The organism is Pseudomonas parasichuanensis (assembly GCF_021601385.1).
GTDB classification, from domain to species: Bacteria; Pseudomonadota; Gammaproteobacteria; order Pseudomonadales; family Pseudomonadaceae; genus Aquipseudomonas; species Aquipseudomonas parasichuanensis.
Genome location: NZ_BQHO01000048.1, coordinates 15,786 through 30,006 on the forward strand (window position 1 = coordinate 15,786; position 14,221 = coordinate 30,006).

10 protein-coding genes are annotated in these 14,221 nt (G+C 65.8%); 7 read left to right on the plus strand and 3 right to left on the minus strand.

Going from position 1 to position 14,221, the window contains the following annotated elements:
* Positions 1-31: 31 nt before the first annotated feature.
* On the minus strand, positions 32-3,349 hold the full coding sequence (gene treS, locus L6D77_RS25290) for a maltose alpha-D-glucosyltransferase (RefSeq protein ID WP_232884091.1): 3,318 nt from the start codon (positions 3,347-3,349) through the stop codon (positions 32-34).
* 175 nt (positions 3,350-3,524) lie between these two features.
* Complete coding sequence (locus L6D77_RS25295) at positions 3,525-5,543, minus strand: alpha-1,4-glucan--maltose-1-phosphate maltosyltransferase (protein WP_232884090.1); 2,019 nt, start codon at positions 5,541-5,543, stop codon at positions 3,525-3,527.
* A 142-nt stretch (positions 5,544-5,685) separates the two neighbouring features.
* Between L6D77_RS25295 and L6D77_RS25300 the strand changes: the two genes are divergently transcribed.
* Together L6D77_RS25300 and L6D77_RS25305 are read left to right on the plus strand one after the other, a co-directional pair.
* Positions 5,686-5,853: a hypothetical protein gene (locus tag L6D77_RS25300; protein ID WP_232884089.1), complete on the plus strand. Its 168-nt coding sequence runs from the start codon at positions 5,686-5,688 to the stop codon at positions 5,851-5,853.
* Positions 5,854-6,096: 243 nt separating this feature from the next.
* Positions 6,097-6,447, plus strand: a complete 351-nt coding sequence (locus tag L6D77_RS25305; RefSeq protein WP_232884088.1) for an acyl carrier protein — start codon at positions 6,097-6,099, stop codon at positions 6,445-6,447.
* Here L6D77_RS25305 and L6D77_RS25310 read toward each other — a convergent pair.
* A complete protein-coding gene (locus L6D77_RS25310) occupies positions 6,422-8,092 on the minus strand; it encodes an AMP-binding protein (protein WP_232884087.1) in 1,671 nt (556 codons plus the stop codon). The two genes, L6D77_RS25305 and L6D77_RS25310, sit on opposite strands and share 26 nt — an antisense overlap.
* A 29-nt stretch (positions 8,093-8,121) precedes the next feature.
* On the opposite strand from L6D77_RS25310, the gene L6D77_RS25315 reads away from it, so the two are divergent.
* Genes L6D77_RS25315 through L6D77_RS25335 form a run of 5 tightly spaced genes read left to right on the plus strand, consistent with a single transcriptional unit; the run spans position 8,122 to position 13,972 of the window.
* A complete protein-coding gene (locus L6D77_RS25315; protein WP_232884086.1) occupies positions 8,122-8,358 on the plus strand; it encodes a hypothetical protein in 237 nt (78 codons plus the stop codon).
* Positions 8,359-8,410: 52 nt separating this feature from the next.
* Complete coding sequence (locus L6D77_RS25320) at positions 8,411-9,574, plus strand: isovaleryl-CoA dehydrogenase (RefSeq protein WP_232884085.1); 1,164 nt, start codon at positions 8,411-8,413, stop codon at positions 9,572-9,574.
* 19 nt (positions 9,575-9,593) lie between these two features.
* Positions 9,594-11,201 (plus strand): carboxyl transferase domain-containing protein, encoded by a 1,608-nt coding sequence (locus L6D77_RS25325; RefSeq protein WP_232884084.1) that lies wholly within the window; start codon positions 9,594-9,596, stop codon positions 11,199-11,201.
* Positions 11,202-11,204: 3 nt separating this feature from the next.
* Complete coding sequence (locus L6D77_RS25330; RefSeq protein WP_232884083.1) at positions 11,205-12,020, plus strand: gamma-carboxygeranoyl-CoA hydratase; 816 nt, start codon at positions 11,205-11,207, stop codon at positions 12,018-12,020.
* On the plus strand, positions 12,017-13,972 hold the full coding sequence (locus tag L6D77_RS25335; protein ID WP_232884082.1) for an acetyl/propionyl/methylcrotonyl-CoA carboxylase subunit alpha: 1,956 nt from the start codon (positions 12,017-12,019) through the stop codon (positions 13,970-13,972). The genes L6D77_RS25330 and L6D77_RS25335 overlap by 4 nt, the downstream gene beginning before the upstream one ends.
* Positions 13,973-14,221: the final 249 nt, after the last annotated feature.

Below are 14,221 nucleotides of genomic sequence, written 5' to 3' on the forward strand. Positions count from 1 at the left end.
ACAGAGGCCGCGTGGAATCCTAAAGCCAGGTTTACCCCTCCCCCCAAGTACTGATCAACCCATGCAACCCATGCAAAGGCACGGCCAGCCAGCTCGGCCGGTTCTCGGCCTCGTAGCTGATTTCGTAGGCGGCTTTTTCCAGGCAGAAGAGTTCCAGTGCGGCGCGCTCGCCCTCGGCCTGCTGCCAGGCATGGGGCATGGCGGCGGTGGCCAGGCCATAGGCTTCGACGAAGGCGTGACGCGACTGGTGCAGGTACTGCCGGGCAACCCGCTGACGGGCCTGGCGCGCCGCGTCGGAGAGGTCTACCGCCGAGGCGCTGCGCAGGATCATGGCAGCAGCATAGTCGAAGGATCGCAACACGCCGCTGACATCCTTGTAAGGGCTGTGTTTGGCCCGGCGCTCGTCCAGCGCCCGGGCCGGTTCGCCCTCGAAGTCGATCAGGTAGGCATCGCCCTGCACCACCAGCACCTGCCCAAGGTGCAGGTCGCCGTGCACCCGCATCAACAGCCCGCCCTGGGCCTGGCGGGCCAGGTGGTCGATGTGCTGGCGCAAGCCTTGGCGCTGTTGCTGCAGGTCGTCGACCAGGGCCTGGCTGTCACGGTCGAGGCTGTCGCGGTGCTCGGCCAGCAGGTCCAGGGCATGCTCGAGCTCGGCGCTGATCTGCAAGCTCCAGCGCTCACTGTCCTGGGCATCGCTCGGACGCGGTTGGAACGCCTCATCGGAGGTGGGCGCCGCCAGCAGCAGGTGCATCTCGCCCAGGCGCTGGCCAAACAAGGCCGCGAAGCCGGTGAGTTCGGCCAAGGCGTCGGTGTGCGCTTCCTGTTCGCTGCAGGTCGGTTCCATTTCGTCGCGGATCGCCCGTTCCAGGGTGTTCTGGGTCCAGTCCCAGGCATCGCCCTGGTTGCTCAGGTAACCCTGGGCGATCATCAGCAGGGTTGATTGATCGCCGTCGTCGACGCGGCTGACCCAGGCCAGCAACGGCGAGATATTGGCGAAACCGGCAGCCGTGAGGTAGGCGCTCATCTCCAGTTCCGGGTGGATGCCTGGGCTGACCCGGCGAATCAACTTGAGCACCAGGCTGCCGCCCACCACCACCGAGCTGTTGGACTGCTCCGCACCCAGGTAACGCACTTCGCTTTCGTCATCGATCGCCAGCGCCGCCAGTTGCCCGGTGCACTGGAAACGCAGCTCGCCCAGGCCGTCGCCACAGGGCAGGCGCAGGCCGTCCTGGCAGCCACGCAGCACGGCACGGATGAAGGGTTCGAGGACAAAGGCATCGGTGATCAGCCCCACCTGGCGCCCACGGCGCACCCGGGACAGCGCCAGTTGCTGGGGCAACGCGGCGTTGATCTGCTCTTCGGGCAGCAACCCGAATGGCAGTTGGTAGTGGGTCACCACGCCGTCACTGTGCACCTCCAGTTCACCAAGCAGCGCCGGCAACGTGGCGGTGGCGAAGCGCACGCCATAGCGCAGGCGCACCTGGTCGATCGGCCCTTGCTTGCCGGCGAACCAGCGGCGCTTGGGCAGGTACTGGGGCAGGATCGTGCCTTCCAGGGTGCCCCGGGACGGCGCTTCGAGCAGCTCTTCCATGCGTTTGCGCAGCACCAGTGTGGTCAGCTCGGGCAGGACTTCAGTGGGCTGTACATGCCAGCTGGGCATGCGGTCGTGGGCGGCCAGCAGGAACCAGTAGAAGCCGTATGGCGCCAGGGTGAGCAGGAACGGCAACTGGCCGATGGGCGGGAACGCGCTGCCACCAAGCATCTCCACCGGCACCCGTTCGGCGTACTGCGAAAGCTCCAGCTCCGCAGCCTGGGCGGCGCGTGAAACGTTGGCCACGCACAGCACCACTTCGCTGTTGCCGTCGGCATCGGTGTACTCGCGAATATAGGCCAGGATGCGCCGGTTGCTCGGGGTGAGCATTTTCAAGGTGCCGCGGCCGAAGGCCTTCTGCTGGTTGCGCACCGACAGCAGGCGGCGGTTCCAGTTGAGCAGCGAGTGCGGGTCGTGGGCCTGGGCTTCGACGTTGATGGTCTGGTAGCCGTACAGCGGGTCCATGATCGGCGGCAGCACCAGGCGCTGCGGGTCGGCCTTGGAGAAACCGCCGTTGCGGTCCGGCGACCACTGCATGGGGGTGCGCACACCGTCGCGGTCGCCCAGGTAGATGTTGTCGCCCATGCCCAGTTCATCGCCGTAGTACAGCGTGGGGGTGCCGGGCATCGACAGCAGCAGGCTGGTCAGCAGCTCGATACGCCGCCGGTCGCGCTGCAGCAGTGGCGCCAGGCGCCGGCGGATGCCGAGGTTGATGCGCGCGCGGCGGTCTTCGGCGTAGTAGTTCCACAGGTAGTCGCGCTCGCGGTCGGTGACCATTTCCAGGGTCAACTCATCGTGGTTGCGCAGGAAGATCGCCCATTGGCAGTTGGCGGGGATTTCCGGGGTCTGGCGCAGGATGTCGGTGATCGGGAAGCGGTCTTCCATGGCCAGGGCCATGTACATGCGCGGCATCAAGGGGAAGTGGAAGGCCATATGGCACTCGTCGCCCTCGCCTTCGCCGAAATACGGGCGGGTGTCCTCGGGCCACTGGTTGGCCTCGGCCAGCAGCATGCGGTCGGGGTAGTTGGCGTCGATTTCGGCGCGGATCGCCTTGAGTACGGTGTGGGTCTCCGGCAGGTTCTCGTTGTTGGTGCCGTCGCGCTCGATCAGGTAGGGGATGGCGTCCAGGCGCAGGCCGTCGACGCCGATGTCGAGCCAGAAGCGCATGACGTCGATCACGGCTTTCAACACCTGCGGATTGTCGAAGTTCAGGTCCGGCTGGTGCGAATAGAAACGGTGCCAGAAGTACTGGCCGGCCACCGGGTCCCAGGTCCAGTTGGACTTCTCGGTGTCGAGAAAGATGATCCGCGTGCCGTCGTACTTCTGGTCGTCGTCCGACCACACGTAGAAGTCCCGGGCCTTGCTGCCGCGCTTGGCGTGCCGGGCGCGCTGGAACCAGGGGTGCTGGTCGGAGGTGTGGTTGATGACCAGTTCGGTGATCACCCGCAGGCCGCGCTTGTGGGCTTCGGCAATAAAGCGTTTGGCGTCGGCCATGCTGCCGTAGTCCGGGTGCACGGCTTTGTACTCGCCGATGTCGTAGCCGTCGTCGCGCCGTGGCGAAGGGTAGAACGGCAGCAACCAAAGGGTGTTGACGCCCAGTTCGGCGATGTAGTCGAGCTTGCTGATCAAGCCTGGGAAATCGCCGATGCCGTCGTTGTTCGCATCGAAGAACGATTTCACGTGCAGCTGGTAGATCACCGCGTCCTTGTACCAGAGGGGATCGTCGATGAAGGCTGCCGGGCGGGAACGCTTGGCCATTGAAGACTCCTTTCTGTTCCAGGTTAGGCACGCCCCGTGAGTGTGTGTAGGAGCGGCCTTGTGCCGCGAAAGGGGCGCGAAGCGGCCCCAGGTTTTCAGCGGCGGTGCCTATATTGCAGGGGCTGCTTTGCAGCCTTTCGCGGCACAAGGCCGCTCCTACCGGGGACTTGCGTTGCTAGCGGGATTTTTCTATGCGCCAGATACCGAACGGCTGGTGCCAGGGTTCGATGCGCATCCACTGAGTTTTACCGTGCCAGGTCCAGCGGTGGCCGCTCATCAGGTCTTCGCCCTGGGTGTCGGCGTTATCGCCCAGGCCCAGCTCCCACAGTGGCAGCTCGAAGCTGGCTTCCTGGGCGTTGTGCGGGTCGAGGCTGATGGCGACGAGGATGTAGTTGTCGCGCTCGGCGGTGCGCTTGGCGAAGTACAGGATCTGGTCGTTCCAGCAGTTGAGGAACAGCACCCCCAGGTGCGTCTGCAGGGCGCGGTTCTGCCGGCGGATGCGGTTGAGCTGGGCGATTTCGGCGACGATGTTGCCGGGCTGGTTGAAGTCGCGCGGGCGGATCTCGTACTTCTCCGAGTCCAGGTATTCCTCCTTGCCGGGCAGCGGCGTGCCTTCGCACAGTTCGAAGCCCGAATACATGCCCCACAAGCCCGACCCCATGGTCGCCAGCGCGGCGCGGATCAGAAAGCCTGCGCGGCCTGAGGTGTGCAGGAAGAAGGGATTGATGTCTGGCGTGTTGACGAAGAAGTTGGGCCGGTAGCACTGGTTCCACGGCGGCTGGTTGAGCTCTTCGAAGTACTCGCGCAGCTCCTGCTTGCTGTTGCGCCAGGTGAAGTAGGTGTAGCTCTGCGCATACCCCACCTTGCCCAGGCGCGCCATCATCGCCGGGCGGGTGAAGGCTTCGGCGAGGAAGATCACCTCGGGGTACTGGCTGCGCACATTGGCAATCAACCATTGCCAGAATGGCAGCGGCTTGGTGTGGGGGTTGTCGACGCGGAAGGTCTTGACCCCCTCCTCGACCCAGCCGACCACCACGTCGCGCAGGGCCAGCCACAGGCCGGGCACAGCATCAGGGGCGTAGAAGTCGACGTTGACGATGTCCTGGTACTTCTTCGGCGGGTTCTCGGCGTAGCGGATGGTGCCGTCGGGGCGCCAGCTGAACCAGCCGGGGTGCTCCTTCAGCCAGGGGTGGTCCTGGGAGCACTGGATGGCGAAGTCCAGGGCGATCTCCAGGCCGTGTTCGGCGGCAGCCGCCACCAGCCGGCGGAAGTCCTCGCGGCTGCCCAGCTGTGGGTGGATGGCGTCGTGGCCGCCTTCAGCACTGCCAATGGCGTAGGGGCTGCCGGGGTCGCCGGGCTCGGCCTGCAGGGCATTGTTGCGGCCCTTGCGGTGCTGCAGGCCGATGGGGTGAATGGGCGGGAAGTACAGCACGTCGAAGCCCATGTCGCGGATCATCGGCAGGCGCTGGTGCACGTCGTCGAAGGTGCCGTGGCGCTCGGGGTCATCGGTGACCGAACGCGGGAACAGCTCGTACCAACTGGCGAACAGCGCGGCTTCGCGGTCCACGTCCAGGGGGAACTCGCCGCTACGGGTGAGGTAGCTGCGGTGCTCGGCCTCGCCCATCAAACGGGTGACATCGGGGTGCAGCAACTGCGCCACCTGCTCGTCCACCGGCAGGTCCGGCAGGCGCTTTTGCAGTTTCTGCAATTGCTCGCGCAACGGGCCGTCGCTGCGCTCGATGCCCTTGCCCAGCAGCAACCTGCCCTCCTCCAGTTCGAGCTTCACATCCACCCCGGCGGCGTACTTCTTCTCCAGGTCGTGGCAGTAGGTGGCGAACGGGTCGATCCAGGTTTCGATACTGAACAGGTGCAGGCCCAGCTCGGTGGGGGTGAAGTCGGCCAGCCACAGGTCGTTGCCCGGCGAGTGCATGGCCACGGCGTGCCAGCGGCGGCTATGGGCCTGGCGCCAGTAGAGCATCACGGCCAGGCGGTCGTGGCCGTCGCTGTAGACCTTGCCGGCCACCTCGACCTTGTGCCCGCGCACGGCCTTGGCGGCGAAGGTGCCGCCGTCGAGCACCGGGCTTACGTCTTCGATCACGATGCGCGGCGCCAGCAGGGCCTGGGACAGGCTGATGGCCTGGTCCGGGTGATCGTTGGCCATGGGCACGCTTTCGAAGGGCTCGTTACCTGACATCGCACTCACTCCGTTGGGCTTGGGGGCGGTAAGGGTTCTGAGCGGTGATCGGGCGCGGGGGTTCAAAAAAAACTGAGCGAATGGCGCAAGGCGTGAGTCCAAGCCTGCAACACCGCTTCATCCACCACGCGAGGTCAGGCCCATGAACATTCCCATTCCACCGGAGACACCCGACCCGAACATCGATGACCCGACATTGCCGCCGCCGGTGCCCGAGCAAGAGCCGGACGAGTTGCCGATCAAGCCGACTGTGCCGCCCACGGTGGGTGACCCGCCGAGCGAGGAGCCGCCGGTGAAAGGCAAAGAATAGACGGCACCCGGCGTTTCATCCGGCGTATCTGTAGGAAATCCCCCAGCCCTACCGGCTGCGCTGCTGTGCAGGGAACTTTGCCAGCACCCGCACCGCGATCCCCTGTGGGAGCGGCTTTAGCCGCGAAGCAGACGACGCGGTGGATGGCACCGGCTCTGCCGGTGTTCGCGGCTAAAGCCGCTCCCACAGCGACCTCGTTGAACCAGAGACTGGCGCCTGCAGGGTGAATGCACAGAGTCGTGAATGGCGCACCTGACATTTCTACCAGTAGCGCAGCCAGCAGCGAAGCGCGTACAGAAGAGCCACCCTCTCACGGCTGACTTCGGTATGCACTCCCGGCTCTACATCTCCGCTCGCCTGCTCTGGATCATCGCCAACTTCCTGGAGCAGTCCTCACACAGGGTCAGGCCTGACGTTTCCATGGACGAACTGGGGGCGGACAGCCTCGATATGGTCGAGCTTCAAGCGCTGATAGAAGAGGCGTTCGACGTCTACATTGACCACCAGATTCGAACCTATGTGACCTTCGCTGAGCTGGTTGAGCTGGTGTATCGGGCGACGCAACCCACTACCCACCCAGCTCCTCGACACTGATCTCGCGCATCCTGAACTTCTGCACCTTCCCCGTCACCGTCATCGGGAACTCATCGACAAAGCGGAAATGCCGCGGCGCCTTGAAGTGCGCCAGGCGCGCCTTGCACCACTGCTGCAATTCATCTGCCGTGGCATTGTGCCCAGGGTGCAGGCGAATCCACGCCACCACCTCCTCGCCATACTTGCTGCACGGGATCCCCACCACCTGCGCCTCGGCCACCGCCGGGTGGGTATGGAAGAATTCTTCCAGCTCACGCGGATAGATGTTCTCGCCGCCGCGAATGATCATGTCCTTGTTGCGCCCGACGATGCGCACGTAACCCTGCTCGTCCATCACCGCCAGGTCACCGGTGCGCATCCAGCGGGCCGGGTCGATGGCGTCGTGGGTGGCCTGCAGGTTGTCCCAGTAGCCGAGCATCACGCTGTAGCCCCGGGTGCACAGCTCGCCGATCTCGCCCCGCGGGACGATGCAGCCGTCGGCGTCCACCAGCTTGGTTTCCAGGTGAGGCTGAGTGCGCCCGACCGTGGTCACGCGCAGTTCCAGCTCATCGTCCGGGCCGGTCTGCAATGAAACCGGGCTGGTCTCGGTCATGCCGTAGGCGATCTGCACCTCGGCCATGTGCATCTGCTCGATGACCTTGCGCATCACCTCGATCGGGCAGGTGGCGCCGGCCATGATGCCGCTGCGCAGGGTCGAGAGGTCCAGCTGCGGGCGCGACGGGTGGTCGAGCATGGCGATGAACATGGTCGGTACGCCATAGAGGATGGTGGCGCGCTCCTCACTCACCGCGCGCAGGGTGAGCTCGGCGTCGAAGGCGTCGTTGGGGTAGACCATGGTGCTGCCGTGGGTGATGCAGCCCAGGTTGGCCATGACCATGCCGAAGCAGTGGTACAGCGGCACCGGGATCACCATGCGGTCGTGTTCGGTGAGGCCAAGGCTTTCACCGACCATGTAGCCGTTGTTGAGGATGTTGTAGTGGCTCAGGGTCGCGCCCTTGGGCGCACCCGTGGTGCCAGAGGTGTACTGGATGTTCACCGGCTGGTCGAACTGCAGGCTGTTCTGGCGCTGCTCGAAGATGGCGCGGGCGATCCCCCCTGCCCGCCCGGCCAATGCGGCCCAGGGCAGGAAGCCTGTCGGCGGTTGGGCGGCCAGGCTGATCACACCGCGCAGGTCGGGCAGGCGTTCGCTGGCCAATTGGCCAATCCCATGCTGCGCCAGTTCCGGCACCAGTTCCTGCACCATGGCGTGGTAGTCGGAGGTCTTGAAGGCATCGGCACACACCAGCCAGCGGCAGCCGGACTGGCGCAGCACATACTCAAGCTCCCCCACCCGGTAGGCAGGGTTGATGTTGACCAGGATCGCGCCGACCTTGGCCGTGGCCAGTTGCAGGATGCACCACTGGGCGCAGTTGGGTGCCCAGATGCCGACCCGCTCGCCGCCGGCCACGCCCAGCGCCATCAGCGCCCTCGCATGCAACTCGACCTCTGCGGCCAGTTCGCGCCAGCTGTAGCGCAGGCCTTGGTGCCGCACCACCAGCGCTTCGCGCTCGGCGTGGCGGGCCACGGTGGCGTCGAAGGCCTGGCCGATGGTCAGGGTCAGCAAAGGGTGGTCCTGGCGGCCGCGGGTATAGCTTGGTTGAGGCATGGTGGTCCCTTCTTGTGGTTGTTCTGGGCATGACTGAAGCAGGCGGCAATTACTCTGGCGCAGATTTACGTTTACGTAAAGGTGATGATTCGATTGACAGTGCCGGGAGGCAGGTTTACGTTAACGTCAAGATGAAAACAGCATCGAACCTTCAGGCGACATCGGACCCTGTGGGAGCGGGCTTGCCCGCGAAAGCGATCATCCAGGCAATGACGGTGACCCTGCTGACGCATTCGCGGGCAAGCCCGCTCCCACAGGGACGGTGACTGGCCCATGGGCTACGGTGTATCCAATTTCAAGAACAACAAGGTGCCCCCCATGCATTACCCGACCCTGAACTTCGCCCTGGGCGAAACCATCGACATGCTCCGCGACCAGGTGCGCACCTTCGTCGCCGCCGAGCTGGCCCCGCGCGCCGCGCAGATCGACCACGACAACCTGTTCCCCGCCGACATGTGGCGCAAGTTCGGCGATATGGGCCTGCTGGGCATTACTGTCCCCGAGGAATACGGCGGCGCCGGCCTGGGCTACCTGGCCCACGTGGTATCGATGGAAGAGATCAGCCGCGGGTCGGCCTCGGTGGCCCTGTCCTATGGCGCCCACTCCAACCTGTGCGTCAACCAGATCAACCGCAACGGCACCCACGAGCAGAAACTCAAGTACCTGCCCAAGCTGATCAGCGGCGAGCACATCGGCGCCCTGGCCATGAGCGAGCCCAACGCCGGCTCCGACGTGGTGTCGATGAAGCTGCGCGCCGAAAAACGTGGCGACCGCTACGTGCTCAACGGCAGCAAGACCTGGATCACCAACGGCCCCGACGCCAACACCTACGTGATCTACGCCAAGACCGACCTGGACAAGGGCCCCCACGGCATCACCGCGTTCATCGTCGAGCGCGACTGGAAAGGCTTCAGCCGCAGCAACAAGTTCGACAAGCTGGGCATGCGTGGCTCCAACACCTGCGAGCTGTTCTTCGATGATGTGGAAGTGCCGGAAGAAAACATCCTCGGCCAGCTCAACGGCGGCGTGCGGGTGCTGATGAGCGGCCTGGACTACGAGCGCGTGGTGCTCTCGGGCGGCCCGACCGGCATCATGCAGAGCTGCATGGACCTGGTCGTCCCCTACATCCACGACCGCAAGCAGTTCGGCCAGAGCATCGGCGAGTTCCAGCTGATCCAGGGCAAGATCGCCGACATGTACACCCAGCTCAACGCCAGCCGCGCCTACCTGTACGCCGTGGCCCAGGCCTGCGACCGCGCCGAGACCACCCGCAAGGACGCCGCCGGGGTGATCCTGTACACCGCCGAGCGCGCCACGCAGATGGCCCTGGAGGCGATCCAGATCCTCGGTGGCAACGGCTACATCAATGAGTTCCCGGCCGGCCGCCTGCTGCGCGACGCCAAGCTGTACGAGATCGGTGCCGGCACCAGCGAAATCCGCCGGATGCTGATCGGCCGCGAACTGTTCAACGAAACCCGCTGAGCATAAGGAACGGGCGCACATGGCTACCTTGCACACCCAGATCAACCCGCGCTCGGCGGAGTTCGCCGGCAACAGCGCGGCCATGCTCGAGCAGGTCACGAAACTGCGCGGCCTGCTCGCCCAGGTCAGCCAGGGCGGCGGCCTGAAGGCCCAGCAACGGCACACCTCGCGCGGCAAGCTGCTGCCCCGCGAGCGGATCGACCGCCTGCTCGACCCGGGCTCGCCGTTCCTCGAAATCGGCCAACTGGCCGCCCATGAGGTGTATGGCGAGGACGTGCCCGCCGCCGGTGTGATCGCCGGTATCGGCCGCGTCGAGGGCGTGGAGTGCATGATCGTGGCCAACGACGCCACGGTCAAAGGCGGCTCCTACTACCCGCTGACGGTGAAAAAACACCTGCGCGCCCAGACCATTGCCCTGCAGAACCGCCTGCCCTGCATTTATCTGGTGGACTCCGGCGGCGCCAACCTGCCGCGCCAGGACGAAGTGTTCCCCGACCGCGAGCACTTCGGGCGGATCTTCTTCAACCAGGCCAACATGAGTGCCCTGGGTATCCCGCAGATCGCCGTGGTGATGGGCTCGTGCACCGCCGGTGGCGCCTATGTGCCGGCCATGGCCGACGAAGCGATCATGGTGCGCCAGCAGGCGACCATCTTCCTCGCCGGCCCGCCGCTGGTGAAGGCGGCGACCGGTGAAGTGGTCAGCGCCGAGGACCTCGGCGGCGCCGACGTGCACTGCCGCACCAGCGGCGTGGCCGACCATTACGCCGACAATGACGAACACGCCCTGGCCATCGCCCGCCGTAGCGTGGCCAACCTCAACTGGCACAAGCTCGGCAAGTTGCAATGCCAGGCGCCGATCGCGCCGCTGTATGGCGCCGAGGAGTTGTATGGCGTGGTGCCGGCCGACGCCAAGCAGCCGTTCGATGTGCGCGAAGTGATTGCGCGCCTGGTCGACGGTTCGGTATTCGATGAGTTCAAGGCGCTGTTCGGCACCACCCTAGTGTGCGGCTTTGCCCATCTGCACGGCTACCCGGTGGCGATCCTGGCCAACAACGGCATCCTGTTCGCCGAGGCCGCGCAAAAAGGCGCGCACTTCATCGAACTGGCTTGCCAGCGTGGTATCCCGTTGCTGTTCCTGCAGAACATCACCGGCTTCATGGTCGGTAAAAAGTATGAAGAAGGCGGCATCGCCAAGCACGGCGCCAAGCTGGTGACCGCCGTGGCCTGCGCCCAGGTGCCGAAGTTCACGGTGATCATCGGCGGCAGCTTCGGTGCCGGCAACTATGGCATGTGTGGCCGCGCCTACGACCCGCGCTTCTTGTGGATGTGGCCCAATGCGCGCATCGGCGTGATGGGCGCCGAACAGGCGGCCGGCGTGCTGGCCCAGGTCAAGCGCGAGCAGAGCGAGCGCAGCGGCGAAGTGTTCAGCCCCGAAGACGAGAAAAAGCTCAAGCAGCCGATCCTCGACCAGTACGAACACCAGGGCCACCCGTACTATTCCAGCGCCCGGCTGTGGGACGACGGCGTCATCGACCCGGCGCAGACCCGCGACGTACTCGGCCTGGCGTTGTCCGCCGCGCTGAACGCCCCGATCGAACAGAGCCGCTTCGGCATTTTCCGGATGTGACCCATGACCGATTTCGCCACTCTCGAGCTGGAACACGACCCCCGCGGCTTCACCACCCTGTGGTTGAGCCGGGAAGACAAGAACAACGCCTTCAACGCGCAGATGATCCGCGAACTGATCGTCGCCCTCGACCGGCTGGCCGAAGACAGCAGCCTGCGCTTCGTGCTGCTGCGCGGCCGTGGCCGGCACTTCAGCGCTGGCGCCGACCTGGCATGGATGCAGCAGTCGGCGCAGCTGGACTTCAACACCAACCTCGATGACGCCCATGAGCTGGGCGAGCTGATGTATGCCCTGCACCGCCTCAAGGCCCCGACCCTGGCCGTGGTGCAAGGCGCGGCCTTTGGTGGCGCGCTGGGGTTGATCAGTTGCTGCGACATGGCCATCGGCGCCGAGGACGCGCAGCTGTGCCTGTCGGAAGTGCGCATCGGCCTGGCGCCTGCGGTAATCAGCCCGTTCGTGGTCAAGGCCATTGGCGAGCGCGCCGCGCGCCGCTATGCCCTCACCGCCGAACGCTTCAGCGGTGTGCGTGCTCGTGAACTGGGCCTGCTGGCCGAGGTGTACCCGGCCAGCGAGCTGGACGCCGAGGTCGAAGCCTGGGTGGAGAATCTGCTGCACAACAGCCCCCAGGCCCTGCGCGCCACCAAGGACCTGCTGCGTGAAGTGGACGACGGCGAGCTGAGCCCGGCCCTGCGCCGCTATTGTGAGAACACCATCGCCCGTATTCGCGTCAGCGCCGAAGGCCAGGAGGGCCTGCGCGCCTTCCTGGAAAAACGCCGCCCCGCCTGGCAAACCGAACAGAAGAAGGAACCGCGCCCATGAGCCGTCCCACCCTGACCACCCTGCTGGTCGCCAACCGCGGCGAGATCGCCTGCCGGGTGATGCGCACCGCCAAGGCCCTGGGCCTGACCACCGTGGCCGTGCACAGCGCCACCGACCGCGACGCCCGCCACAGCCGCGAGGCCGATATCCGCGTCGACCTGGGCGGCAGCAAGGCCGCCGACAGCTACCTGGTGATCGACAAGCTGCTCGCCGCAGCCAAGGCCAGTGGCGCCCAGGCCATCCACCCAGGCTATGGCTTTCTGTCCGAGAACGCCGGTTTCGCCCGCGCCATCGAACAGGCCGGGCTGATCTTCCTCGGCCCGCCGGCCAGCGCTATCGATGCCATGGGCAGCAAGTCGGCGGCCAAGGCGCTGATGGAGGCCGCCGGGGTGCCGCTGGTACCGGGCTACCACGGCGAAGCCCAGGACCTCGACACCTTCCGCACCGCCGCCGAGCGCATCGGCTACCCGGTGCTGCTCAAGGCCAGCGCTGGCGGTGGCGGCAAGGGCATGAAAGTGGTCGAGGAGGAAAGCCAGCTGGCCGACGCCCTGGCCTCGGCCCAGCGTGAAGCACAGTCGTCGTTCGGCGATGCGCGCATGCTGGTCGAGAAATACGTGCTCAAGCCGCGCCATGTGGAGATCCAGGTGTTCGCCGACCAGCACGGCAACTGCCTGTACCTGAACGAGCGCGACTGCTCGATCCAGCGTCGCCACCAGAAGGTCGTCGAAGAAGCGCCAGCCCCCGGCCTGTCCCCGGAACTGCGCCAGGCCATGGGCCAGGCGGCGGTGCGCGCGGCCCAAGCCATCGGATACGTTGGCGCCGGCACCGTGGAATTTCTGCTCGACGCCCGTGGCGAATTCTTCTTCATGGAGATGAACACCCGCCTGCAGGTAGAGCACCCGGTCACCGAGGCCATCACCGGCCTCGACCTGGTGGCCTGGCAGATCCGCGTCGCCTGTGGCGAAGCGCTGCCGATCACCCAGGAACAGGTGCCGCTGATCGGCCATGCCATCGAAGTGCGGCTGTACGCCGAGGACCCGGCCAACGAATTCCTGCCGGCCACCGGCACCCTGGCGCTGTACCGTGAGTCGGCGCCGGGTGAAGGGCGGCGGGTGGACAGCGGGGTCAGCGAGGGCGATGAGGTATCGCCGTTCTACGACCCGATGCTGGGCAAGCTGATCGCCTGGGGCCAGGACCGCGAACAGGCGCGCCTGCGGCTGCTGGCAATGCTCGATGAGTTCGCCATCGGCGGGCTGAAGACCAACATCGCCTTCCTGCGCCGCATCCTTGCCCACCCGGCGTTTGCCGACGCCCAGCTGGACACCGGGTTCATTCCCCGTCATCAGGAGATTCTGCTGCCAGCGGTTGACGCCTTGCCCGCACCGTTCTGGGAGGCGGCCGCCGAAGCCTGGCTGCAAAGCGCGCCGGCGGTGCAGCGCCAGGATGACCCAGCCTCGCCATGGGCTGCCCGCGAGGGCCTGCGCCTGGGGTTGCCAGCCCGCAGCACCCTGCATTTGCAGTGCGAAGGCCACGAGCAGGCGATCGCCCTGGAACGCAGCGCTCCGTCCACCTACCAGCTCGTCGGCGAGCAGCTGTGCCACGACCAGGACGGTATTCGTCGTCGCCATTTGGCCGTGCGCCGGGGCGGCACCCTGTACCTGCAGTGGCAAGGCGAGCTGCACGCGGTGAGCGTGCACGACCCGATCGCCGCCGCTGAAGCCAGCCATGGTCATCAGGGCGGCCTGGGCGCCCCCATGAACGGCAGCATCGTGCGGGTGCTGGTCGAGCCGGGCCAGGTGGTGGAGGCCGGCACCGCGTTGGTGGTGCTTGAAGCCATGAAGATGGAACACAGCATCCGCGCGCCCCATGGCGGGACGGTGAAGGCGCTGTTCTGTCAGGAAGGGGATATGGTCAGCGAAGGGACGGTGTTGGTGGAGCTGGAGGGAGCGTGATGGCTGCGATGCGCTCGCCGGAAGGTTTGCAGCGCTCTTGAGATCGAGCGCCGCCCGCGCGGCGCATCGCTGGCAAGCCAGCTCCCACATCTATGGTTACCCCCTTTTCTGCAATACTGTACCGAGATGTGCGTGAGTGTGGTTTGCGTCAATCTATACGGCGTCGTGTGGGAGGTCAGTCCCGCGCCTCGATGAAAGTCGCGCCCGACGAGCCTTGATATTTGTTCGGCTTCTAAAGCCGAGTGGGAG

Bases quoted from the DNA above. Each gene is read 5' to 3' on its own strand.
- treS (WP_232884091.1), bottom strand. From the start codon at position 3,349: ATGGCCAAGCGTTCCCGCCCGGCAGCCTTCATCGACGATCCCCTCTGG.
- L6D77_RS25335 (WP_232884082.1), top strand. From the start codon at position 12,017: ATGAGCCGTCCCACCCTGACCACCCTGCTGGTCGCCAACCGCGGCGAG.
- L6D77_RS25310 (WP_232884087.1), bottom strand. From the start codon at position 8,092: ATGCCTCAACCAAGCTATACCCGCGGCCGCCAGGACCACCCTTTGCTG.
- L6D77_RS25300 (WP_232884089.1), top strand. From the start codon at position 5,686: ATGAACATTCCCATTCCACCGGAGACACCCGACCCGAACATCGATGAC.
- L6D77_RS25320 (WP_232884085.1), top strand. From the start codon at position 8,411: ATGCATTACCCGACCCTGAACTTCGCCCTGGGCGAAACCATCGACATG.
- L6D77_RS25305 (WP_232884088.1), top strand. From the start codon at position 6,097: ATGGCGCACCTGACATTTCTACCAGTAGCGCAGCCAGCAGCGAAGCGC.
- L6D77_RS25325 (WP_232884084.1), top strand. From the start codon at position 9,594: ATGGCTACCTTGCACACCCAGATCAACCCGCGCTCGGCGGAGTTCGCC.
- L6D77_RS25330 (WP_232884083.1), top strand. From the start codon at position 11,205: ATGACCGATTTCGCCACTCTCGAGCTGGAACACGACCCCCGCGGCTTC.
- L6D77_RS25315 (WP_232884086.1), top strand. From the start codon at position 8,122: ATGACTGAAGCAGGCGGCAATTACTCTGGCGCAGATTTACGTTTACGT.
- L6D77_RS25295 (WP_232884090.1), bottom strand. From the start codon at position 5,543: ATGTCAGGTAACGAGCCCTTCGAAAGCGTGCCCATGGCCAACGATCAC.